The sequence below is a fragment of the Streptomyces axinellae genome, from assembly GCF_039532135.1.
Classification (GTDB): domain Bacteria; phylum Actinomycetota; class Actinomycetes; order Streptomycetales; family Streptomycetaceae; genus Streptomyces; species Streptomyces axinellae.
Map to the genome: position 1 here is coordinate 36,161 of NZ_BAAARJ010000028.1, position 22,924 is coordinate 59,084.

Sequence of the window (22,924 nt, forward strand, 5' to 3'; positions counted from 1 at the left end):
CTCATTGAGCGGTAGGTGCGATCGGGAGCTGGTTGGCATGGGAAGGTTCGGCAGCGCAGAGGGTCTGCCGTTGACAGCGGCGCAGTCGGGAATGTGGTTCGCACAGGAACTCGACCCGGACAACACCTGCTTCCGGGCCGCAGAGGTGGTCGAGATCCGGGGCCCGGTCGATGTGGCCGCACTGGAGCGGGCGTTGCGGCGCACAGTCGCCGAAACAGCGGCGTTCCGCGTCCGGTTCGTCACCGACGACGAGGAAGACGTACGGCAGGTGGTCGAACCGCAGGAGGACTGGCCGCTGCCCGTGCTCGACCTGCGGGGCGAGCCCGATCCGCAGGCGGCGGCCGAGGCGTGGATGTGGGCCGACCACGCCCGGCCGGTGGACCTGCGCCGGGCGCCGGTGTTCTCGTTCGCCCTGCTGCGGACGGCCGACGCCTGCTTCCAGCTCTACATGAGCGCCCACCACATCATCATCGACGGCTACGGCATGGCCCTGTTCTTCCCGCGCTTCGCCGCGATCTACACGGCGCTGGAAGCCGGCCTCCCCGTCCCCCCGAGCCCGCTCGGCCCGCTGGAGCAGGCACTGACCGACGACGCGGACTACCACCACTCCCCCCGGCTGGAGCGGGACCGCGCCTACTGGGCAGCCGAGCTGGCCGACTGGATCTCCCCCGACCACAGCGCCCAGCAGTGGCTCAAGCCGGGCCGCTCCTTCGTGCGCGAGAGCGGACACCTGGACGCGGAGGCCACGCTGGGCCTGCGGGCACTGGCGCGCGCGGCGCGTACGAGCCTGCCCTGCGCGGCGATGGCGGCGCTGGCGCTCTACGTCCACCGCTTCGGCGACCAGGAACGGGAGGACGTGGCCCTGGATGTGACCGTCAACGGGCGCAGCGCGGCCAGCCGCGAGGTGCCGTGCATGCTCGCCAACGTGCTGCCGCTGCGGGTGACCGCCGCGTCCCACGGCACGGTGGGCGCGCTGCTGCGGCACACCGCCGAGCGGGCCAAGGGGCTGGTGCGGCACCAGCGTTACCCGTTCTGGCGGCTGGCGCGGGAGCTGCGGCTGGGGCGGCGCCCGGCGGGCCCCATGGACGACTGGGGCATCAACGTGATGAACCACGACCCGCGCATCACCTTCGGCGGCCACCCGGCCGTGCTGCACAACCTGTCCAACGGGCCCGTCTCCGGCATGAGCGTCAACGTCTACGACCGGCCCTCGGACGGATCCTTGCGCATCGACTTCCAGGCCGACCCGGCGGCCTACGCGCCCGCGGAGGTCACCGGACACCTGCGCCGCTTCCTGACGCTGCTGCGCACCCTGGCCGCCGAGGGCCCCGGCCTGCGCCTGGACGACATCGACCTGCTGGAGCCCGCCGAACGCGCCCGGGTGCTGGACTGGGGGCGGGGCGAGGAGCCCCCGGTGCCCGAGGTGGCGCTGCACACCGCCTTCGAGGAGCAGGCGCGCCGGGGCCCCGGCGAGACGGCGCTGGTGTGCGCGCGGGAGAGCCTGACGCGCGGTGAACTGAACGCGCGCGCCAACCAGTTGGCGCACCTGCTGCGGGCGCGCGGCGCCGGGCCGGGGACGACCGTCGCGGTCTCCCTGCCCCGCACGGCGGACTACGCCGTGGCGCTGCTGGCCGTCCTCAAGAGCGGGGCCGCCTGCCTGCCGCTGGACGCCGACCACCCGGCCGAGCGCACCCGGATGATGCTGGAGGACGCCCGGCCGCTGTGCGCGCTGGCGACCGCGCGCACCGCCGAGCTGCTGCCCGGCGGATGCGTCCCGGTGCTGGTCACCGACGCGGCGCGGACGGCCACCGAACTGGCCGGGCTGCCCACCACCAACCCGGCGGGGGCGGAGGTGGCCGCGGGTGACGTCGCCTACCTCGCCTTCACCTCCGGCACCACCGGCCGTCCCAAGGGTGTCGTGATCGAGCACCGGCAGCTCACCCACCTCTTCCACGACCACGAGCGCACCCTGATCGCGCCCGCCGTACGCGCCGCCGGGCACCGGCTGCGGGCCGCGCTGACCGCCTCGTTCTGCTTCGACACCTCCTGGGAGGGCTGGCTGTTCCTGGCCGCGGGCCAGGAGGTGCACCTGGTCGAGGACGCGGTACGGCACGACCCCGCCGCGCTGACCGCCCTCGTCGAGGAGCAGCGCATCGACTTCCTCGACCTCACACCGGCCGTCCTGCGGCAGCTCATGTCCGCCGGGCTGTTCGCCGGGGGAGGGCACCACCCGGGCACGCTCATGGTCGGCGGCGAGGCGCTGGACACCGCCTTGTGGGAGCGGCTGCGCCGACTGCCGCGTACGGCCGTCCACAACTACTACGGGCCCACCGAGTGCACCGTCGATGCCGTGTGGTGCCGACTGGACCAGCAGGGCGAACTCCCCGTCATCGGCCGCCCGGGGCAGCACGTACGCGCCTATGTGCTGGACCGCTGCCTGCGCCCGCTGCCGCCCGGTGTCACCGGCGAGCTGTATCTGGGCGGCGAGCAGGTCGCCCGGGGATACCTGGGGCGCCCGGAGCTGACGGCGCGCGCCTTCCTGCCCGACCCGTTCGGGCCGCCCGGCGCGCGGATGTACCGCACGGGGGACCTGGTGCGCTGGACGGCCGGCGGACAGCTGGAGTACGTGGGCCGGGGCGACGGGCAGATCAAGCTGCGCGGGGTGCGCATCGAGCCACGCGAGGTGGAGACCGTACTGGCCGAACACCCGCACATCGCCCAGGTCGCCGTCACGGCCCAACGGGTCGGCCCTCCCCGCGACTTCGCCGCGTCCGGCGGCGGGGGCGGGACCGGCGCCGGGCGCGCCGCGCGGGCAGGCGGCGGCATGGACGGGTCCCGCGGCGCGGGCGGGTTCGGCGGGGGCACCGGATACGACGGGGTCGGCGGCAGCGGCGGTGACTGCGGTGACTGCGGTGACAGTGGGGTACGGCAGCTGGCCGCGCACATCGTGCCCGCGCCGCGTGACGGCGACGACCCCCTGGCGGAGGCCCGGAGGGGGGCCGGAACCGGAGGCGGAACCGGAGGCGGGTCGGCAACTGGCCACGGACCGGGGTCGGGGCCGGGGGCCGGGGCCGATTCCCGCGGCGGGTCAGGGGCCGGGGCCGGAAGCGGCCCGCGTACCCGCGCCCGCGCCACGCTCGACCCGGCGGAGCTGCGCTCCTGGGCCGCGGCGCGGCTGCCGTCCGCGATGGTGCCCAGCGTGTTCGTCGCGCACGAGTCGCTGCCGCTGACCCCGCAGGGCAAGCTCGACCGTGCCGCGCTGCCCGCCCGGTTCACGCCCGTACGGCAGCGCCCGGCCCGGGCGCCGGAGGGGGAGCACGAGCGGACGCTGTGCGCCCTGTTCGCGGAGGTGCTGGAGGTGGACGAGGTCGGCGTGGACGACGACTTCTTCGCCCTGGGCGGCCACTCGCTGCCCGCCACCCGGCTGCTGGCCCGACTCCGCGCCAGGACGGGCGCCGAGCTGGCGCTCAGCGCCCTCTACCAGGCGCCCACCGTCGCCGGGTTGGCGCGCCTGCTCGCCGAGGCGACCCCCTCAGCGGCCACCGGAGGCGAAGCCGGGAACGCGGTCGGCGACGGCACCCCGGCCGGAAGTGAAAGTGGAGCCGGAACCGGAGGCGGAGGCGGAAGCGGAAGCGGAAGCGGAATCAGGCCGGACGACCTGAGCGGAACCGGGAGCGCCGGGCGCGGGCAGCACGCGGGCGACGGGGACGCCTACGGCATGCTGCTTCCGTTGCGCCCGGCCGGGGGCGCTCCCCCGCTCTTCTGCGTCCACCCCGGTGGCGGACTGGGCCTGTGCTACGCCGCTTTGCCGCAGCACCTTCCGGACGACGTCCCCGTCTACGCCCTCCAGGCCCAGGGTCTGCGGCCGGCCGAGCGTCCCGCCACCGCCTTCGCCGAGCTGATCGGCGAGTACGTCGCGCGGCTGCGCTCCGTGCAGGCCCACGGCCCCTACCGGCTGCTGGGCTGGTCACTGGGCGGTGCGCTGGCGCACGCGATCGGGGCCCGCCTCCAGGCCGAGGGCGAGAAGGTCTCCCTGCTCGCGCTGCTGGACGCGGCCCCCATCGACCCCGCCGAGCGCACGGCGCAGCTGTGCGATCCGGCCACGGTGCGCGCTCTGGTGACCGAGGCGCTGGGCCACCGCCCCCTGGAGGAGGCGCACTTGGCGGCGGTGACGTCGATGCTGGCGCACTACTCGCGACTGCTCCCCACCTTCGAGGAGTCCGTGTTCGACGGTGACCTCGTCTTCTACCGCGCGGCCCACAACGAGGCGTCGGCCAAGGCCCCGTCGCCCGCGGCGTGGCGGCACCGGATCACCGGCGAGGTCATCGTTCACGACGTTCCCTGCACGCACGGCGCCATGACGGAACCGGCGGCGCTGGCGGCGATGACCAGGACGCTGCCGCTGCTGAGCTGAACCCGCGGCGTCAGCGGCACCGGCGCCGTCCTCGGCCCCGGCAGCGGCTCCGGCACCGGCGTCCACCTCGCCGCCGTCATCGCCGTCATCGCCGTCATCGCCGTCATCGGCATCGTCGCCGGCAATAGCCGTCATCGGCGGCTCGTCGTCGGCGGCTCGTCGTCGCCGACGCCGTCAGAGCCCCGCCCCGTCAGGTCCCCGGGGCGGGGCCGTCCAGAGGCGATCGACCGCGTCGAGGACCAGTCGGCATACGGCGTCCGGCTCCGCCCCCGCCAGCGGTTCGCGGGCGACGACCGTACGCATCAAGCCGATTCCGAGCAGCCACGCCATGGCCAGATCCGCCCGCAGGGCACCGTCCTCGGCGCCGGAGAGCGAGGCGAGCGCGCTCTGGTACTCCTGGCCCAGCCCCAGCAGCGCCCCGGCCGCCTCGTCGCCCCGTCCGATGGAGCGCAGGTACACCTCCAGGGTGCGGTCGGCTCCCGGGGCGCTCTGGCTGAGCATCGAGCGCAGGGCCGTCTCAAACAGCTGCTCGGGCGGTGTCGTGCGCAGGCGCTCCAGTCCGCCCTGGGCGACGACCTCGGCGAGCAGCTTGCGCTTGGAGCCGAAGTACCGGAACAGCAGCGCCTGGTTGACCCCTGCCCGGGCGGCGATGTCGCGGACCGTCGCCGCTTCGTAGCCCCGTTCCGCGAACAGGTCTCGGGCGGCTTCCAGCAGCCGCTTCCGGGTGGCCGCCGCGTCCCGGCGTCGCTCGCCCGCCGAATCGGAGGGGGCTGGTGCCATGGCTGGGTCCTCTCGGATGGCCCGTCAGGATAACGGCTTTAAAGCGCCGTTGACCTTCCTCGAAAGCCGCTCGTAGCGTTGTAAGCAGCTGCTTACACCAGCGGGCGGCTGCTTGCACCAGCGGGGCGGCTGCGCACGGCTGCTGCCGGTCGCCGACGGCTGCTGCCCAACAGACGGCTGCTGCCAGCCGCTGACAAACAGAGGGCGGCTGCCCGCTACCGGGAGGCAGCCGCCACCACCGGGAGGCCGTATGACGACAGCGGAAGCCGAACCCCACGCCTATCCCTTCAACACCCATCAGGGACTCCAGCTCGCCGAGGAGTACGAGCGCGTACGCGCCCAGCCCGGCCTGCTGCGCGTCCAGTTGGCGTACGGCGAGCCCGCGTGGCTGGTCACCCGCTACGCCGACGCCCGGCTCGTACTCGGTGACCAGCGCTTCAGCCGGGCCGCCGGAGCCGCGCACGACGAGCCCCGGCAGTCCGAGGGGCGGCGCGACAGCGGCATCCTCAGCATGGACCCGCCCGACCACACCCGGCTCCGCTCCCTGGTGGCCAAGGCGTTCACCGTCCGCCAGGTCGAGAAGCTCCGCCCCCGGGTCAAGGAGCTGACCGCCGGGCTCCTCGACGAACTGGAGGCGGCCGGCCCGCCCGCCGATCTCGTGGACCGCTTCGCGCTGCCCCTGCCCGTCGCGGTGATCTGCCACATGCTCGGCGTACCGACGGCCGACCGCCCGCGCTTCCGCGTGTGGAGCGACGACGCGCTCTCGACCAGCTCGCTGACGGCCGCGGAGTTCGAGGCCAGCCGCGAGGAACTGCGCGCCTACATGGGCGAGTTGATCGCCGCACACCGCGCCGATCCGCAGGACGACCTGATGACCGCGCTCATCGAGGCCAGGGACGGCCGCGACCGGCTCTCCGAACTGGAGCTGGTCGATCTGTGCGTGGCCATCCTGGTGGCCGGGCACGAGACCACCGCCTCGCAGATCCCCAACTTCGTCCTCACCCTGCTCGACCACCCCGACCAGCTCGCCCGCCTCCGCGAAGACCCCGGGCTGGTCCCCGGCGCGGTGGAGGAGCTGCTGCGCTTCGTCCCCCTGGGCAGCGGCGCCGGACAGCCCCGGTACGCCACCGAGGACATCGAGGTCGGCGGCACCCTGGTGCGCGCCGGCGCGCCCGTCCTGGTCGCGGTCGGCGCCGCCAACCGCGACGCGCTGCGCTTCGGCGGGCCCGGCGTCCTCGACATCTCCCGCGAGGACAACAAACACCTCGGCTTCGGCCACGGCGTCCACCACTGCCTGGGCGCCCCGCTGGCCCGCCTGGAACTCCAGGAGGCACTGGCGGCGCTGCTCACCCGCTTCCCCGGGCTGCGACTGGCCGGGGATGTGACCTGGAAGTCCGAGATGCTGGTGCGCGGCCCGCGCGTCATGCCCGTCGAGTGGTGAGGGGTGAGTGATCCGATGCCGTGGAGCGTACGCGTCGATCCGCAGCTGTGTCTGGCCTCGGGAATGTGCGCCGGAGTCGCCCCCGAGGTCTTCGTCCTGGACGGTGAGCACGCCCGGGTGCGCGCGGAGGCGGCCGACGGCGTCGAGGGCGTCGAACCGGACGAACGGGTCCTGGACGCCGCCGACATCTGCCCGGCCCTGGCGATCACCGTCCACGACGGAAACACCGTGATCGCCCCCTCCCAGGACTGAGCGAGTGAGCGAGTGGGCGACTGACCGGTCGTCTGACCGCCCGCCCACTCTCCCCGAGCCATAGGGCTTCGGCCGAAGCCCTATGGCTCGGGGAGAGGCCCGGGCCCGGTTCCCCCGTCGGACGAGCGACATTTCACAGCGGCAAGGGTGAATCACCTGTGTGATGATGACCGCTGGGTGTTCATCCGGTGCGGATCCGGATGGATGGGGGGAGCACGAGATGTCGTTGCGTGAACTGGTCCGCGGCGAGGCGGTCGCGCGCATGTCCCGGGCGGAGCGGCTGGCGGCGACGCGTTCCGCACGCCTGTATTTCCAACGGCCCGAGAAGCCGGGCTTCTTCGTGTCGGAGACGGTGGACGGCCCCGTGGTGCCCGTCTTCACCTCCTGGGAGGCCCTGGCCCTGTTCGCCGGCCCGTGCGAGTGGGCCTCGACCACGGCGGCCGACCTGGTGGAACTGCTGCCCGAGGGCGTGCGCGCGCTGGTGGACCCGCTGGGGCCGCACACGTTCGTACTGGACGCCGAAGTGCTGCGGGAGCCGGACACGGAAGCGGACGGACCCGGGACGGGAGCGGACGGGCACGACGCGGAAGCGGACGGACCCGGCACAGAAGCGGACGGGCACGACGCGGAAGCGGACGGACCCGGCACAGAAGCGGACGGGCACGACGTGGAAGCGGACGGGCCCGGGACCGGCGGAGCGTCGTCGTGACGGAGCACGGGGACGGCGGGGACGCGCCGGACACCAAGGGCGTGAAACCGGGCGACGGCTACCGGGTGGAGATCGCCACGCTGCGGCGGATCCTGAAGCCGCTGGAGGAGTCCGTCGTCGCGGCGCGGAAGATCAAGGACGACTGGAAGCCGATGGCCGAGCACATCCATGACGCGGCCACCATGGACATCGTCACGCCCACCGACGACGTGCTCTCCAAGTGGGGCTTCGGCATGGGCCGGGTCGCCGAGCACACCGACACCGTGATCGAGACCCTCAACCAGGTGATCGCCGCCTATATGCTCGCCGACCTGCTGCGCATCAAGGACTTCGCCCCGACCGCCGACAACATCGCCAAACTGCCCTTCGGCGAGCACGGCCTGCGGGAGTGGAACAACGGCTCCAGGCCCAAGTTCGACCCGCCGCCGCAGATCTGGCAAGAACCCTGGCTGGACGACGACGGGACGACGGTGACGGGCGACGTGCCCACCAATCCGCGCAAGCGCTACGACGGGGGCTGGGAAGTGGACGGCGGCGGGGGCGGGACGATCGCATGACGCAGAAAGACGCGATGGAAGGCGGCGCGGTCGAGCGGATACCCCCGCACGCCAAGCCCGAGGACGTCATCTACGGCAAGCCCTCCACGATCGACGACCTGGTCGTCAAACTCCGCGCCTACGCGGGCGCGTTCAAGGACGGCAACGCCAAACTCGACGACCTGTCGCTGCTGGACTGGACCGGCGCCGGCTCCGAGGGCTTCAAGGACGCCACCAAGAAGCTCCCCCGCGAACTGGACTCGGCCCACACCTACTTCACCTCCGCCGCAGGCGCCCTGGACGCCTACGCCGACAAGCTGCGCTCCGTCCACCGCCGCCTCAAGCCGATCATCGAGGACGCGGACGCGGCCCGCGCCGCGTCCAAGAAGTACTGGGAGGACTTCACCGCCTACAGCGAGGCCGTGGACGCCAAGAAGGACCCGCTGCCCAAGAAGCCCCCGGAGGACGACCCCGGCATCGCCGCCCTGGAGGCGTGCTACGCGCGGCTCGACAAACTGGAGAGCGAACTCGACGGCGTCATCACCTCCTCCGTGCGCAAGCTCAACAAGGCCGCCGAGAAGGCCCCGGACAAGCCCAAGGGCTGGGAGGGCTGGAAGAAGCGCGGCAAGGACTTCCTCGGCGGCATGGGCGACACCGGGCTGTCGATGTACAAGCAGTTCGAGTTCATGGTCGAGGACGGCCCGGGGGGTGCCTCCCTCCAACTGGCCGGCATGATCGACGGCGCCGCCTACGCCGTCGATCACCCCAAAGAGTTCGCCAAAGCCGTCACCAACTGGGAGGAATGGCAGCGCAACCCCTCCCGCGCGGCCGGCCAGCTCACCCCCGAACTCCTCCTCGCCCTCGCCTCCGGCGGCGGCAGCGCCGTCCGCAAGGGCGCCGCCACCGCCAAGAACGCCGCCCAGCGCCTCGCCTCCCGCGAGCGCGCCCTTCGGCGGGACGGCAGCGCGCGGCATCGCGCCGACCGCGACCCGGAGGGGACCAACAACTGCAAGGCCGACAAGGTGTGCAAGACCGACCCGGTCGATGTCACCACCGGCGAGATGCTGATGCCCGCCACCGACGTGGACCTGCCCGGCGCCCTACCGCTCATCCTGACCCGCGACTTCGTCTCCGGCCACACCTGCGGCGGCTGGTTCGGCCCCACCTGGGCCGCCACCCTCGACCAGCGCCTCGAACTCGACGACCAGGGCATCGTCTACGTCGCCGACGACGGCATGCTCCTCACCTACGCCGTCCCGCAGCCCGAGGAGCCCACCCTCCCCCGCTCCGGCCCCCGCTGGCCCCTGCACTGGGACGGCAAGCCCGACGGCACGATGACGATCACCATGCCGGAGCGCAACCGCGTCCTCCATTTCGCACCGCTGCCGGCAGGCGGCCGGGAACTGGCCCTCCGGTCGATCACCGATCGGGCAGGCGGGCGCGACCGCACGGGTGGACGCGACCGAGCGGGTGGACGCGACCGAGCGGGTGGACGCGACCGAGCGGGTGGACGCGACCGAGCGGGTGGACGCGACCACGCCGACGAGGGTGACCGCATCACCTTCACCTACGACGAGCACGGCGCCCCCGCCGAGGTCACCCACTCAGGCGGGTACCGCATCGCAGTGGACACCGACCCCGCCCTCCACCGCATCACCGCCCTGCGCCTCCTGCACGGCCACGCGGGGCAACGCAGCACCACGCTCATCGCCTTCGGCTACGACCAGGCGGGCGACCTCACCGAGGTCATCAACTCCACCGGCCTGCCCCTGCGTTACCGCTACGACGACCAGCACCGCATCACCTCCTGGACCGACCGCAACAACACCTCCTACGCCTACGTCTACGACCACCGGGGCCGCGTCCTGCGCACCCTCGGCCCCGACGGCATGATGTCCGGCCGCTTCCACTACGACCCGGCGGCCCGCACCACCCGCTACACCGACTCCCTCGGGCACACGACGACACACACCTACAACGAGGCCCACAAGGTCACCACGGAGACCGACCCTCTCGGCCACACCACCCGCACCGAGTGGGACCCCGCCAACCGCTTGCGTACGGCCGTCACCGACCCCCTGGGCCGCACCACCCGCTACACCTACGACGACCAGGGCAACACCACCTCGGTCGAGCGCCCCGACGGCAGCACCGTCACCGCCGCCTACGACGACTGGGGCCTGCCCCTGGTGATCCGCGAGGCGAACGGAGCGGTGTGGCGGCACGCCTACGACGACCGGGGCAACCGCACCTCGACCACAGACCCGACCGGGGCCATAACGCGCTACACGTACGACGAGTCCGGCCACCTGGGTTCCTTCACAGACCCGCTGGGCCACACCACAAAGGTGACGACGAACGCGGCGGGTCTCCCTCTCACGATCACCGACCCGCTGGGCCACACCACCCGGGTCCGCCGCGGCCCACACGGCCGCATCACCACCCTCACCGACCCCCTCGGCCACACCACCCGCCAGGGCTGGACCATCGAGGGCAAGCCCGCATGGCGAGAGACTCCGGACGGCGCGCGGGAGACCTGGGACTGGGACGGCGAAGGCAACCTCGCCCGCCACACCGACCAGAACGGCCACACCACGGCCTACACCCACACCCACTTCGACCTGCCCGCCACCCGCACCGACCCCGACGGCGCCCACTACGCCTTCGCCTACGACACAGAGCTGCGCCTGACCACGGTCACCAACCCGCAGGGCCGGGAGTGGCGCTACGCGTACGACGCGGCAGGCCGCTTGGTCTCCGAGACCGACTTCAACGGCGCCACCCGCACCTATGAGCTGGACCCGGCAGGCGGGCTACTGGCCCGCGTCAACGCCATGGGCGAGCGGCTCAGCTACACCCTCGACCCCCTCGGCCGGGCGGTCGAACAGCATGACGAGGCCACCGGCGAGGTGACCACCTACACCTACGACGCCACGGGCGACCTGACCCACGCCGCGAACGCCGCAGCCGGGGTAACCCTGGAGCGGGACGCCCTCGGCCGCGTCCTGTCGGAATCGGTCAACGGCCGCACGCTGTCGCGCGTTTACGACCCATCAGGCCGCGGCATCAGCCGCACCACCCCCACCGGCCTGACCTCCACCTGGTCCTACGACCCGGCCGGCCGCCCCACCAGCCTCACCACTGACGGCGGCGCCCTCGATTTCGCCTACGACGCGGCAGGCCGCGAGACCTCGCGCCGGTTCGGCGCAACGGAACTGACACAACGGTGGAACGCCACAGACCGCCTCACCCATCAGACCCTCCGCTCCGGCCAGGGAGAACGGGAGGAAATCCTCCAGCACCGCACCTACGCCTATCGCCCGGACGGGTACGTCTCCGAAATCCGCGAACTCACCACCGGTACACGCCGGTTCGACCTCGACTCCATGGGCCGCGTGACGGGCGTCCGGGCCCACGGCTGGACGGAGAAGTACGCCTACGACGCCGCGGGTAACCAGTCCCAGGCGGAAGCGCCCGCCCACCCCGCCCCGGGCGACCGCGAACACAACGGCACCCTGATCCGCCGGGCAGGCCGCACCACCTACGAACACGACGCGGCGGGCCGACTCACCCGCAAAACCCGCAAACTCCTCAACGGCCAGACCCGTACCTGGACCTACACCTGGAACGCGGAAGACCGCCTCATCTCGGCGACGAATCCCCAGGGCGAGGAATGGCATTACACCTACGACCCGCTCGGCCGCCGCATTTCCAAATCGGGCCCGGACGGTCGCGCACTGACGTTCACCTGGGACGGCACCCGCCTCGCTGAACAGACAGCACCCGACGGCGCCGCCATCGCTTGGGAGCACGCCCCGGACACCCACTGCCCGGTGACCCAAATCCACCGCGAACTGGGCACCGCCAGGCTGTACGCCGTAGTCACCGACGTCACTGGCACCCCTACCGAACTGGTGACACCGACCGGCGAGGTCCTGTGGCAGCAGCGCACCACCCTTTGGGGAACCCCCCTGCCCGCCCCTGCCGAATCCGTCGACTGCCCACTCCGATTCCCCGGCCAGTACGCCGACGCCGAAACCGGTCTGCACTACAACTACTTCCGCTACTACGACCCGGAATCCGCCCGCTACCTCACCCCGGACCCCCTGGGGCTCGCCCCGGCGCCAAACCCGCGGACCTACGTGGCGAACCCGCATGCGGAAGTCGACCCACTGGGACTTGCCGGGTGCGAGGAAAAGCCCAAGCTGAGCGACCGAAATCCCATTCCCAACAAGAAGCTCCGCGAAGCGTACGAAGAGGTCCTGGCGGGGCGGGGCACACAACGCCCAGGCGACGCCTCCGATGGCTTGGATTACTACAAGGCAGATAAGTTGCCGCCCAAGCAGCGGGCGCAGTGGAAAGACTCAGCGATTTACGATGTGCCCGGCACACCCCACCGCGTACTGAAACGCCCCGACGGCTTGATCGGCTACATCTGGAACCACGATTACTCCAAACCGAGACTGTTCCCCGGACCCTGGTACAAAGACGGAGGAGCCGTACCCAATCTTCCCAAGGAGCAGCGTTGACAACAATGCACGCCCTGTATGCCCTGCACTCCGAAGACCTGGAACGCGACCTGTACGCGATTCAGGAAGTGGCGGGCTTCTTCGGGAGCGAGGACGAATACGCGACCTTCCGTGCGCCGCGTAGCAGGCGCTTGGTGGAAGCTCCGGTCCCGTCCGCCCACGAGACGCTGGAACTACGCGTACTCGGCCGGGCCGGTCAGCCTGTCGCCGCCTACACCATCGGTGGCGCGGACATCGTGGAGGAGACGGAGTCCGACGGTCTGGTCGATCTCCGCATCACGGGATACCTGTGGGACACCCCCCGCCCCGCGACGGATGAAGTCTGGAACCGGTGGAGACAGTCCAAGGGAATCGAGCGCGGAGCGTGGTCCGAATTCTCCGAGGAGGGGAGAGAGGCATGGCTGGACGCCGCCAGGCTCTGTTCCGTATGGCGGTATCCGCTCGCCGTAGCAGCGGACTCGCCTGAGGAATTCGAACTCGATGGCAGCCATGTGACTGACCGCGCCGGTCTCTACTGCGCCTTGGGCGAAGCGTTGAACGGCCCCGGTGGCTACTACGGGGCCTCGGTGGACGCTCTCAAGGACTGCCTGCGTGGAGACTTCGGGCCAGTAGCCCCCTTCACCCTCACGTGGCACCATTCCGCCACGGCCCGCGCCCACGTGCCAGAGACCCTCGACGATGTCCTGCGAGTACTGCATGCAGCCGGAGTGACGATGCGCCTGCGGTGATCCCTGTCCCCGGCCCATGCCAGCGCCAAGAACGGAGCGAAGTGACCGCACTCGACAGCCTCTGGGCGCGGTACCGCCTCCCCCTCCGCGACGCCCTCCACGTCAACGGCGGGGGCTCGCGCACGGTGTCGTACGAGGTGTCGTACGGCAGGCCCTTCGGGGCCGGGAAGGCGGGGCCTCTGCGGATCGGCGCCCCTTTCGATCTCGAAGCGTCGCTGAAGGACGCCCCGGACGACGACACTTCCGAAGTCGACGGCCAGAAGTCGCTGGAGCTGCCCGAAGGCGGCTGCCTCTGGGCAGGTGAGGGTTCGCACGGGTCGGAGGGGTTCTTCGCCCGCCTCGCCCCCGACCGGGCGCTGGTGTGGACGGTTTTCTTCACCGGCTCCAATCCGTTCACCGGCATCCAACTCAGGGGCAGGGCAGCGACGTTCACCACGGCTGCGGGCGTCGTCCTTACCGTCGACATCGACGACCCGGCACAGCCACCGCGACCCGACCTGGCATGACGTCGGTCACTGTGGACGGGCCAGCCCGGCCAGGTGGTCCAGGGAGTTGGTGAGGTGCTCGGGGCCGAACGGCGGGAACTGGATGTATGCGCGCACGGACCGCGGCACCGCCGACCAGTCGTAGGTGAGCGTGACCTCCGTCTCGGAAGGGCCGATCGGCGCCAGGTCGTAGCGCCAGGTCCAGCCGCCGAACTCCAGGTGGCCGTGATCCTTCTCCTCCCCCGTCAGCCAGCCGACGGCGCGCGGCGGGTCGAGCACGTGGACCTTGTTGGCCACCTGGTAGTTCCCGTCGGGGTGCTCGGGGTGGTACATGTCCATCCGGAAGATCTGCCCCACCTCGGTCAGCGGCGCCCGGTCGGCGGCTTCCTGGACCCAGCCGGTGCCGTCGATCGCCGGATGGGCCGCCGGGTCCGCCAGCACGTCGAAGACCCTCGCGGCGGGCACGGCGATAGTGCGGGTGGCGCTCACGTTCTCCTGGTCCACGGTGTGCACGCTCCTCGTCATCTCGTCTCGGACCTCCCACAGGTGCGGGAGGGGGATGTTCCCCTTGTACAGACGACGTTGCGGGCCGGAACTCATCGGTCGTACGGCCGATGGCCGTCACCCGCACCGGTGTGCCGCACGAGCCCCGCCCGTGCCAGGGTGCTCATGCAGCTGGAGACGGTGGGCTGCGCGAGCCCCGGCTTCGCCTGGATACGGGTGACGCACAACTTCTATCGACTGGCGGTCCGCGATCGGCTCGAACTCGGCGAAATATGCGTCGGGGTCTTTCAGTCACTGCATGATCTGCAAACGGGCCGCCTTACCGAGGGCCTTGAACGCCTCGACAAATTCGGCTGAATTCCATTCCTCCGCCGCACCCATGAGGCACCTTCTCGCCGAACGCTCTCGCCGCGTACTCCCGTCACATCACGGTATCTCGATATCAAGCGCGGGCCGGACGATGCCTGCCCGGGACCGGTCCCGGCCCCGTCGCCGGTCCCGGTCGCGGCTGCCGCGCGCGGTCAGTACGGATCCCGGCGGACGGCCCAGGAGCCACTGCTGCCGCTGGGTTCGGTGTCGTCCCCCGGCCAAGGATGCCTCCACAGCAGCGCAGGTGAGGCGCCCTTTTGAACCGTTCTGGGCGAGCCCACGTAGTAATCCCATGCGCACTTTCCCCCCAACGGTGCGCGGGAAGGAAACGGAGATGACTACTCCACCAGAAAAAGGGGGGCCCAGTGGCCCACCAGGAAAGCCCGGCGGCGATCTTACGACCGGCGGCTCTGGCTTCCAGCCGCAGTCCCATCCGTACGGCCGCTGGAACCAGCAAACGGATGACCTAGCCGAATTCGCCCCTGCCCCGCCTCCAGGGCAACAGAGCCCACAGCCAGCCCGGAGTGCAACGTTCGTCGATGTGCGGAGTATCCAGGGCACCCCGGCCCCTGACTTCGATGCGTCCCAGTTCGATGAACGCGTCCCCACACCTCGCGCCCCCAGCGAGAGCGCTCCCGCGAGTGCTCAGCCCCCCACAGCACGAAGCCTGAGCAGCAACGCCACGGCCGGCTATGGCTCCGCCTCGGCCCCAACTACACGAGTGGGCGCTCCCAGTCTGTTCGGCATGGCTGGCGCTCCGCCCGGCCAAAGCAGCCAGGCAGCGATCGACCGTCGGATGAGGGAGATCGCCGCGGCGAACCGAGCATCCCGCGAGCTGACCCAGGGCGGCACCGCTCACCTCCAGGGCCGCACAGGGACCCCTCCGCCCTCCTACGTCCCCCGGAACGGGAACGACCAGAACAACGCCCAAAGGGGCGGGATGGGGCGTGGAGGCGGGGGCGGAGGCAGATAGCCGAGCCCTCGGCACCCTGGCCCCGGCTGGGCGGGCGCCGATCCGGCGGGCACCGACTCGCCCGCGACGGGCCCCCACGCACCCGTGCCGTTGAGGGGCCGCCGGTCTTCGTGATCCCGGGTCCCGATGATCTCGGCCGCCGTGTACGGCAGGCCGCGCTTCCCGCCCGCCGCCCCTCGCCGACAGCGGCACGTCAGGCGGGGGCGGGCCTGAGCGTCGCGTGAGCGAACAGTGGGCCCCGCTGGACTTCCGTTCCAGCGGGGCCCACTGCCCTGTCCGGGCCGGGCCCGCCGGAAGCGGAGCCCGGCCCGCTCGAAGGGTTACCTGCTGGGAGGCTTCGGTGCGGCGCTCTGGCCCTGCTGCCACGCGGCGCCTGTCGGGGCCGTCCCCGTACCGGCTGCCGGGCCGCCGGCGGTGGCCGAGGTGTGATTCCCCCTCGCCTCGCGCTGCTGCTTCAGCAGCATGGCCGCCTGTGCTTGCCGCGCGACGGCGTCAGGGGTGGTGGGGTTCGGGTCGGCGGCCGTTTCTCGAAGTTTCTTGGCCATCAGCGCGGCCTGCGCTTCGCGCGCGACGGCGTCCGGGTCGACGGTAGGCCGGTTCTCCCTCGCCGCCGCCGGCTGTGGTTCCAACTCGTACCCGAGTCGCTTTGCGATCAGGGCTTCTTGAGCCTCACGGGCAAGAGCGACCAGGTCGTCAGGGGAATGGGATGGCATCGCGTTGTTTCTCCAACTGTCTTGGAAACAGGACGAGTCCGCGATCCACGGCCGTAGGCGACGCAGGCGCCCTACAGACCGCGCTGACGAGCCGGACCGGATGCGCGGGCTCCGGAGTGTCGCAACGGGGACCGGACGTGAAAGGTTCAACGTCCCAGGAGAGCTGACCGAAAGACGCGGGTGCCGCCGTCCGCCGGGCATCTGCCCCCCGGGGGGGCAGATGTTCCGGCGACAGAGTGGGCTGCTATCCAACGCGGTCCAAGATCAGCGGGGTTGACGCGTACGACTCCGCCGGACCGATCTCGATGGCGTCCTCCAGCGCGGCCTCCGCGTAGGCGAACGCGCCGGGGGTGTCGGTGTGGAGGGTGAGCAGGGGGGCGCCGGCGGTGATGTGGTCGCCGGGGCGGGCGTGGAGCTGGATGCCGGCGCCCGCCTGGACAGGGTCCTCCTTGCGGGCGCGGCCCGCGCCCAGGCGCCAGGCGGACAGGCCCACCGCGTAGGCGTCGAGGCGGGTCAGGACGCCGGAGGTGGCAGCCGTCACCACATGCCGCTCCCGCGCCCACGGCAGCTCCGCGTCCGCGTCACCACCTTGGGCGGTGACCATCTCGCGCCACACGTCCATGGCCGAGCCGTCGGCCAGCGCCTTGGCGGGGTCGGCGTCCGGCAGGCCCGCCGCGTCCAGCATTTCGCGGGCGAGGGCTACGGTCAGCTCGACGACATCCGCGGGGCCGCCGCCGGCCAGGACCTCCACCGACTCGCGCACTTCGAGGGCGTTGCCCGCCGTCAGGCCCAGCGGGGTGTTCATGTCCGTCAGGAGCGCCACCGTCCGCACGCCGTGGTCGGCCCCCAACTCGACCATGGTGGCGGCCAGTTCACGAGCGTCCTCGGCGTTCTTCATGAACGCGCCGGAGCCCGCCTTGACGTCCAGGACGAGCGCGCCCGTACCCTCGGCGATCTTCTTGGACATGATGGACGAGGCGATCAGGGGGAGGGATTCGACGGTGCCGGTCACATCGCGCAGGGCGTAGAGGCGCTTGTCGGCGGGGGCCAGGCCGTCGCCCGCCGCGCAGATGACGGAGCCGACGTCGCGCAGGACGTCCATCATCTCCGTGTTGCTCAGCGAGGCGCGCCAGCCGGGGATGGACTCCAGCTTGTCGAGGGTGCCGCCGGTGTGGCCCAGGCCCCGGCCCGACAGCTGGGGGACGGCGGCGCCGCAGGCGGCGACCAGCGGGGCCAGCGGCAGGGTGATCTTGTCGCCGACGCCGCCGGTGGAGTGCTTGTCGGCGGTGGGGCGCGGCAGCGCGGAGAAGTCCATGCGCTCGCCGGAGGCGATCATCGCGGCGGTCCAGCGGGAGATCTCCGAGCGGGTCATGCCGTTGAGGTAGACGGCCATCGCGAGCGCGGACATCTGCTCGTCGGCGACCACGCCGCGCGTGTAGGCGTCGATGATCCAGTCGATCTGCTCACCGGTCAGCTCGCCCCGGTCGCGCTTGGCCCGGATGACGGAGATGGCGTCCATGGTGTCTCTTCCTTTCAGCGGTGCTGCGGTGCGCTGCGGTGCTTCGATGCGCTGCGGGACTGCGGGGGCGCCGTTGCCGCGTCGCCGGGACACCGCCTGGGGCAGTGCCCCGGTCGCCACGACGCCACGGTGCACCCGCCGGCACGCCGTCGCGTCCGGCTGCCGCGCCTGTCGCGCCTGTCGCGCCTGTCGCGGTGCCCCTTACCCCGCCGACGCGGCTGAGGCCCGCCCGCGGGTGGCGGCACCCGCGTCCCGGCTCGGCGCACCACCGCCGTTCAGCGCGCGTGAGCGCGCTCAGCGCGGCAGTTGTTCGGGGCCGAACGCCTCGGTGAGCAGTTCGGCCAGGGGGCGTACCCCCGAGGGTGCCTCGATGAGGAGTTCCGGGCCGCCGTGCTCCCACAGCAGCTGGCGGCAGCGCCCGCAGGGGGCGACGACGCGGCCGTCGCCGCCCACGCAGGTGAAGGCGGTCAGCCGGCCGCCGCCGGTGGCGAACAGTGCGGAGACCAGGCCGCATTCGGCGCACAGGCCCACCCCGTAGGAGGCGTTCTCCACGTTGCAGCCGGTGACGGTGCGCCCGTCCTCGACCAGCGCGGCGGCGCCGACGGGGAAGCCGGAGTAGGGCGCGTAGGCCCGGGACATGGCCTCCCGCGCCGCGTCCCGCAGCGCCTCCCAGTCGGGCTGCCGGCCGGATCCCCGGCCGGCGCCCTCGGACATGCCCACGTTCACGTTCACGTTCCTTCGCCTCTGCGGTAGGACTTGCCGACCGCGCGTGGCGCCCGCAGCCGCTGGGCGGCGAGGGAGAGGACGAGCAGCGTGGTGACGTACGGCGTCATCTCGACGAACTCCAGCGCCACGGTGTCGGTCAGCGCGTACCAGATCACCAGTACGACGGCGATCATGACACTGACGGCGGCCTGGATTCGGGCGCCGCGCAGGCCGCCGCGCAGCTTCCAGACGGCGAGGGCGACCAGCAGTACGGCCACCACCAGCAGCATCGCGTGGACGGTGGTGCCGCCGCCGACGACGCGCAGCGCGTCCATGAAGCCGAACAGTCCGGCGCCCATGGCGACCCCGCCGGGCCGCCAGTTGCCGAAGATCATGGTGGCGAGGCCGATGTAGCCCCGGCCGCCGGTCTGGTTCTCCTGGTAGATGTGCACGCCGACGGCGAGGAACGCGCCGCCGAGTCCGGCCAGCGCGCCGGAGACGGTCAGCGCCGCGTACTTGTACTTGTAGACGTTCACGCCCAGCGACTCGGCGGCCGTCGGGTTCTCCCCGCACGAGCGCAGCCGCAGCCCGAAGGAGGAGCGCCACAGTACGAAGAAGCTGCCGGCGAACAGCACGGCCGTCAGCACCGTGACCCAGGAGACCTCGTGCACCAGGGCGCGCAGGATGCCCGCCAGGTCGGAGACGAGGAACCAGTCGTGCTTCTCGATGGACCCGAGCCCGTCGGCCAGGCCGGGGACGGTGAAGGTGGGCATGTCGTCCATGGGCGGTGACTGCTTGTCGTTGCCGCCCGCCTGCGCCGCCGCGCTGCCCTCCGCGCCGAACCACAGCTTGGCCAGATAGCGGACCAGGCCCAGGGCGAGGATGTTGATGGCCACACCGGAGACGATGTGGTCCACACCGAAGGTGACGGTGGCCAGCGCGTGCAGCAGCCCGCCGAGCGCGCCACCCGCGATGCCGGCCAGTACGGCGGCCCACGGCCCGTGCTGCCAGCCGATCCAGCCTGCGGCGAAGGTGCCGAGCATCATCATGCCTTCGAGGCCGATGTTGATGACGCCCGCCCGCTCGGCCCACAGCCCGCCCAGTCCGGCCAGTCCGATGGGGACGGCGGCGCCGAGCGCGGAGGAGAACTGGTCGCTGTTGCTGAGCTGTTCGTCCCCGGTGACCAGCCGTACGAGGGAGAGCAGCAGCAGCCCGCCGGCGATCAGCAGCAGGACGACGGGGTAGGACAGCTTGCGGCGGGACGCGGCCTTGCCGGCTCCGCTCCGGGGCGCGTCGCCCTTGCCGCCCCGCTCGGACACGGTATCGGTGCTCATGCGGTGGCCCCCGCCTTCTCCTCGGTGCCGGGGTCCTCGGATCCGCCGTCGGCTCCAGCGTCGGCGGCACCGGCATCGGCGCCGGGGCCGCCGGATGCCCGCGCGCTCAGTTCCTCGCCGACCTCACGCTGCTGTCTGCGCAGCACCTGGCGGCGGACGACCTCGTAGGCGATGACCACGCACAAGACGATGATCCCCTGCATCACGCCGATGATTTCCTGCGCGTACTCCTCGAACTCCAGCTGGATGCCGGTGCGCTCCAAAAAGCCCCACAGCAGCGCCGCCAGGGCCATGCCGACGGGGTGGTTGCGGCCCAGGAGGGCGATGGCGATGCCGGTGAAGCCGACTCCGGTGGGGAAGTCGGTGCCGTAGCTGAAGGACTTGTTCAACAGCGTCGGCATGCCGACCAGTCCGGCCACCGCGCCCGACAGCAGCATGCTGGTGACGACCATCCGCCGGACGCTGACGCCGCTGGCGGCGGCCGCCGACTCGCTGCGGCCCACCGCGCGCAGGTCGAAGCCGAAGCGGGTGCGGCCCAGCACGAACCAGTAGGCCAGCCCGATGACGGCGGCGATGACGACCGTGCCGTAGATCGGGTCCGGGTTGGTGGGGAGGGTGAAGAAGTGGCTGCCGGCGGGGATGTCGGGGGTGTGGAACAGGTTGCCGTCCTTGACGGCGAGCCGGTCCTCGGCCAGGAAGTAGCCGATCAGCGAGCCCGCGATGGAGTTCAGCATGATCGTGGTGATGACCTCGCTGACGCCCCGCGTCGTCTTCAGCACGCCCGCGATGCCCGCCCACACGGCGCCGACCGCCATCGCGGTCAGGATGATCACGGGTATCTGGAGGATGCCGGGCAGCGACAGGGCCCCGCCGACGACGGCGGCGAAGAACGCGGCGACCCGGTACTGGCCGTCCACGCCGATGTTGAACAAGTTCATGCGGAAGCCGATGGCCACGGCCGCCGCCGACAGGTAGTAGGGGATCGCCTTGTTGATGATCCAGACCTGGCTGTCGCTCTTCGAGCCGAAGTCGATCATGACGTAGAAGGCGTGGAACGGGTCCTTGCCCGTCGCCGCGATCACCGCGGACGACAGCACGAACGCCGCGACCAGTGCCAGCGCCGGTGCCGCCAGCGCCGACAAGACGGTCTGCACACCGAACTTCCGCTTCAGGCCGCTCACTCGGCGTCCCCCCTCTCATCGTGCTCCAGGTGGCCGCCGGCCCCGCCCGTCATGGCGGTGCCCAGCTCCTCGGGGGTGACCGCCGCCGGATCCGCGTCCGCGACCAGCCGCCCCCGGTACATCACCCGCAGGGTGTCGGACAGGCCGATCAGCTCGTCCAGGTCCGCCGAGATCAGCAGCACGGCCAGCCCCTCGCGGCGCGCCTGGCGTATCTGGTCCCAGATCTGCGCCTGCGCGCCCACATCCACACCCCGGGTGGGGTGGGCGGCGATCAGCAGCTTGGGGCGGTGGCTCATCTCCCGGCCGACGATGAACTTCTGCTGGTTGCCGCCCGACAAGCTCGCGGCGGTCACCTCGATGCCGGGGGTGCGCACGTCGTACTCCTCGACGATGCGTCCCGCATCGCGCCGCGCGCCCTTGAGGTCGAGCAGCTGCGGCAGCCCCCGGACGCCCAGCAGGCGGCCCTTGGCGTTGGGCTCCTGCGTGGCGTGCCCGAGGATGCGGTTCTCCCACAGCGGGGCCTCCAGCAGCAGTCCGTGCCGATGGCGGTCCTCGGGGATGTAGCCGATGCCGCTCTCGCGCCGGGTGCGGGTGGGGGTGTGCGAGATGTCCTGGCCGTCGAGGGTGACGGTGCCGCCGGTGGGGTCGCTCATGCCCATGACGGCCTCGACCAGCTCCGCCTGGCCGTTGCCCTCCACCCCGGCGATGCCCAGCACCTCGCCCTTGTGGATGGTGAAGGAGATCCCGTCCAGCACCGCACGCAGTGCGCCGTCGGAGTCGGTGGCCGACAGCTCCAGACCGGCGACGCGCAGCATCGGGATGTCGGTGACGGTGGACTCACGCGTCTCGGCCGAGGGCAGTTCGCTGCCGACCATCAGCTCGGCCAGCTCCCGCGCGTTCGTCTCCCCCGGCAGGACGGAGGCGACGGTCGTACCGCGCCGGATGACGGTGATCGCGTCCGCGACCGACAGCACCTCGCCCAGCTTGTGCGAGATGAACAGCACCGTCAGGCCCTCGGACTTCAGCTCCCGCAGGTTGTCGAAGAGCGCGTCCACCTCCTGCGGCACCAGCACCGCGGTCGGCTCGTCCAGGATCAGCGTGCTGGCGCCCCGGTAGAGGGCCTTGAGGATCTCCACCCGCTGCCGGTCGGCGACCCCCAGCTCCTCGACCAGCACATCGGGGCGTATCCCCAGCCGGTAGGCGTCCGACAGCTCCTTGACTCGGGCGCGGGCCCGGGAGCCGATGCCGTGCAGCTTCTCCGCGCCCAGCACGGTGTTCTCCAGCACGGTCAGGTTGTCGGCCAGCATGAAGTGCTGGTGGACCATGCCGATACCGCGCGCGATCGCGTCGGCCGGGCTGTGCAGGGCGACCTGCTCGCCGTTGATGCTGATGGTGCCCTCGTCCGGCCGCTGCATGCCGTAGAGGATCTTCATCAGCGTCGACTTGCCCGCGCCGTTCTCCCCGACGAGGGCGTGCACGGTGCCGCGCCCCACGGAGATGTCGATATCGCGGTTGGCGACCACGCCGGGAAACCGTTTGGTGATGCCCCGCAGCTCGACCGCCGCGCCGGGGCCGGGGTCTTCACCCGGTCCCGGCGGCGCGCTGTCGCTGGGCTCACTGGACTCGCTGGACACGTGAGTGACGTACTCCCTCATTGAGCACCGATGCACCTCCCCGCCCCACGGCCCGGCCGGACCGGCCCGCGAGAGCGGCCGGATCGCGGGGACATCCCGGGGTGACCGCGGGTATCCG

General features: G+C 71.7%; 18 protein-coding genes. 9 read left to right on the plus strand and 9 right to left on the minus strand.

Translation table 11 applies throughout. From position 1 onward, the window contains the following. Positions 1–37: 37 nt before the first annotated feature. Positions 38–4,414, plus strand: a complete 4,377-nt coding sequence (locus tag ABD339_RS30435) for an amino acid adenylation domain-containing protein (RefSeq protein WP_425576148.1) — start codon at positions 38–40, stop codon at positions 4,412–4,414. Positions 4,415–4,588: 174 nt separating this feature from the next. On the opposite strand, the gene ABD339_RS30440 is transcribed toward ABD339_RS30435, so the two are convergent. After that, on the minus strand, positions 4,589–5,194 hold the full coding sequence (locus ABD339_RS30440) for a TetR/AcrR family transcriptional regulator (protein WP_344570383.1): 606 nt from the start codon (positions 5,192–5,194) through the stop codon (positions 4,589–4,591). A 250-nt stretch (positions 5,195–5,444) separates the two neighbouring features. Here ABD339_RS30440 and ABD339_RS30445 point away from each other — a divergent pair, with 250 nt between their 5' ends. The 7 genes from ABD339_RS30445 (at position 5,445) to ABD339_RS30475 (ending at position 13,895) form a co-directional block, all read left to right on the plus strand. Further along, positions 5,445–6,635 (plus strand): cytochrome P450, encoded by a 1,191-nt coding sequence (locus ABD339_RS30445; RefSeq protein ID WP_344570384.1) that lies wholly within the window; start codon positions 5,445–5,447, stop codon positions 6,633–6,635. Between the two features lie 15 nt (positions 6,636–6,650). After that, on the plus strand, positions 6,651–6,887 hold the full coding sequence (locus ABD339_RS30450) for a ferredoxin (protein ID WP_344570385.1): 237 nt from the start codon (positions 6,651–6,653) through the stop codon (positions 6,885–6,887). Between the two features lie 220 nt (positions 6,888–7,107). Continuing rightward, positions 7,108–7,596, plus strand: a complete 489-nt coding sequence (locus ABD339_RS30455) for an SseB family protein (protein WP_344570386.1) — start codon at positions 7,108–7,110, stop codon at positions 7,594–7,596. Further along, positions 7,593–8,153, plus strand: a complete 561-nt coding sequence (locus ABD339_RS30460) for a hypothetical protein (protein WP_344570387.1) — start codon at positions 7,593–7,595, stop codon at positions 8,151–8,153. The genes ABD339_RS30455 and ABD339_RS30460 overlap by 4 nt, the downstream gene beginning before the upstream one ends. Continuing rightward, entirely contained in the window at positions 8,150–12,661 is a 4,512-nt protein-coding gene (locus ABD339_RS30465; protein ID WP_344570388.1) for a putative T7SS-secreted protein, read from the plus strand. The genes ABD339_RS30460 and ABD339_RS30465 overlap by 4 nt, the downstream gene beginning before the upstream one ends. 5 nt (positions 12,662–12,666) lie before the next feature. Continuing rightward, complete coding sequence (locus tag ABD339_RS30470; RefSeq protein ID WP_344570389.1) at positions 12,667–13,389, plus strand: barstar family protein; 723 nt, start codon at positions 12,667–12,669, stop codon at positions 13,387–13,389. 41 nt (positions 13,390–13,430) lie between these two features. Then, complete coding sequence (locus tag ABD339_RS30475; RefSeq protein WP_344570390.1) at positions 13,431–13,895, plus strand: hypothetical protein; 465 nt, start codon at positions 13,431–13,433, stop codon at positions 13,893–13,895. A 6-nt stretch (positions 13,896–13,901) separates the two neighbouring features. On the opposite strand, the gene ABD339_RS30480 is transcribed toward ABD339_RS30475, so the two are convergent. After that, positions 13,902–14,399 (minus strand): SRPBCC family protein, encoded by a 498-nt coding sequence (locus tag ABD339_RS30480; RefSeq protein WP_344570391.1) that lies wholly within the window; start codon positions 14,397–14,399, stop codon positions 13,902–13,904. A gap of 71 nt (positions 14,400–14,470) precedes the next feature. Beyond that, entirely contained in the window at positions 14,471–14,605 is a 135-nt protein-coding gene (locus ABD339_RS34045; protein WP_486388550.1) for a helix-turn-helix domain-containing protein, read from the minus strand. Here ABD339_RS34045 and ABD339_RS30485 point away from each other — a divergent pair. Then, positions 14,544–14,735: a hypothetical protein gene (locus tag ABD339_RS30485; protein WP_344570392.1), complete on the plus strand. Its 192-nt coding sequence runs from the start codon at positions 14,544–14,546 to the stop codon at positions 14,733–14,735. The two genes, ABD339_RS34045 and ABD339_RS30485, sit on opposite strands and share 62 nt — an antisense overlap. Before the next feature lie 1,305 nt (positions 14,736–16,040). On the opposite strand, the gene ABD339_RS30490 is transcribed toward ABD339_RS30485, so the two are convergent. From ABD339_RS30490 to ABD339_RS30515, 6 genes are all read right to left on the minus strand, one after another. Further along, positions 16,041–16,433: a hypothetical protein gene (locus tag ABD339_RS30490; protein ID WP_344570393.1), complete on the minus strand. Its 393-nt coding sequence runs from the start codon at positions 16,431–16,433 to the stop codon at positions 16,041–16,043. Positions 16,434–16,677: 244 nt separating this feature from the next. Next, on the minus strand, positions 16,678–17,952 hold the full coding sequence (locus tag ABD339_RS30495; protein WP_344570394.1) for a thymidine phosphorylase: 1,275 nt from the start codon (positions 17,950–17,952) through the stop codon (positions 16,678–16,680). Between the two features lie 294 nt (positions 17,953–18,246). Continuing rightward, positions 18,247–18,666, minus strand: coding sequence for a cytidine deaminase (locus tag ABD339_RS30500; RefSeq protein ID WP_344570407.1), 420 nt, complete (start codon positions 18,664–18,666; stop codon positions 18,247–18,249). Positions 18,667–18,680: 14 nt separating this feature from the next. After that, positions 18,681–19,991, minus strand: a complete 1,311-nt coding sequence (locus tag ABD339_RS30505; RefSeq protein WP_344570395.1) for an ABC transporter permease — start codon at positions 19,989–19,991, stop codon at positions 18,681–18,683. Next, positions 19,988–21,172: an ABC transporter permease gene (locus ABD339_RS30510; protein WP_344570396.1), complete on the minus strand. Its 1,185-nt coding sequence runs from the start codon at positions 21,170–21,172 to the stop codon at positions 19,988–19,990. Before ABD339_RS30510 ends, ABD339_RS30505 begins: the two co-directional genes overlap by 4 nt. After that, positions 21,169–22,725, minus strand: a complete 1,557-nt coding sequence (locus ABD339_RS30515; protein WP_344570408.1) for an ABC transporter ATP-binding protein — start codon at positions 22,723–22,725, stop codon at positions 21,169–21,171. Before ABD339_RS30515 ends, ABD339_RS30510 begins: the two co-directional genes overlap by 4 nt. Between the last annotated feature and the right edge of the window lie 199 nt (positions 22,726–22,924).

Excerpts from the sequence above, each read along its gene's own strand:
- ABD339_RS30435 (WP_425576148.1), top strand. The coding sequence starts at position 38 with ATGGGAAGGTTCGGCAGCGCAGAGGGTCTGCCGTTGACAGCGGCGCAG.
- ABD339_RS30440 (WP_344570383.1), bottom strand. The coding sequence starts at position 5,194 with ATGGCACCAGCCCCCTCCGATTCGGCGGGCGAGCGACGCCGGGACGCG.
- ABD339_RS30445 (WP_344570384.1), top strand. The coding sequence starts at position 5,445 with ATGACGACAGCGGAAGCCGAACCCCACGCCTATCCCTTCAACACCCAT.
- ABD339_RS30450 (WP_344570385.1), top strand. The coding sequence starts at position 6,651 with ATGCCGTGGAGCGTACGCGTCGATCCGCAGCTGTGTCTGGCCTCGGGA.
- ABD339_RS30455 (WP_344570386.1), top strand. The coding sequence starts at position 7,108 with ATGTCGTTGCGTGAACTGGTCCGCGGCGAGGCGGTCGCGCGCATGTCC.
- ABD339_RS30465 (WP_344570388.1), top strand. The coding sequence starts at position 8,150 with ATGACGCAGAAAGACGCGATGGAAGGCGGCGCGGTCGAGCGGATACCC.
- ABD339_RS30470 (WP_344570389.1), top strand. The coding sequence starts at position 12,667 with ATGCACGCCCTGTATGCCCTGCACTCCGAAGACCTGGAACGCGACCTG.
- ABD339_RS30480 (WP_344570391.1), bottom strand. The coding sequence starts at position 14,399 with ATGACGAGGAGCGTGCACACCGTGGACCAGGAGAACGTGAGCGCCACC.
- ABD339_RS30485 (WP_344570392.1), top strand. The coding sequence starts at position 14,544 with ATGCAGCTGGAGACGGTGGGCTGCGCGAGCCCCGGCTTCGCCTGGATA.
- ABD339_RS30490 (WP_344570393.1), bottom strand. The coding sequence starts at position 16,433 with ATGCCATCCCATTCCCCTGACGACCTGGTCGCTCTTGCCCGTGAGGCT.
- ABD339_RS30495 (WP_344570394.1), bottom strand. The coding sequence starts at position 17,952 with ATGGACGCCATCTCCGTCATCCGGGCCAAGCGCGACCGGGGCGAGCTG.
- ABD339_RS30500 (WP_344570407.1), bottom strand. The coding sequence starts at position 18,666 with ATGTCCGAGGGCGCCGGCCGGGGATCCGGCCGGCAGCCCGACTGGGAG.
- ABD339_RS30505 (WP_344570395.1), bottom strand. The coding sequence starts at position 19,991 with ATGAGCACCGATACCGTGTCCGAGCGGGGCGGCAAGGGCGACGCGCCC.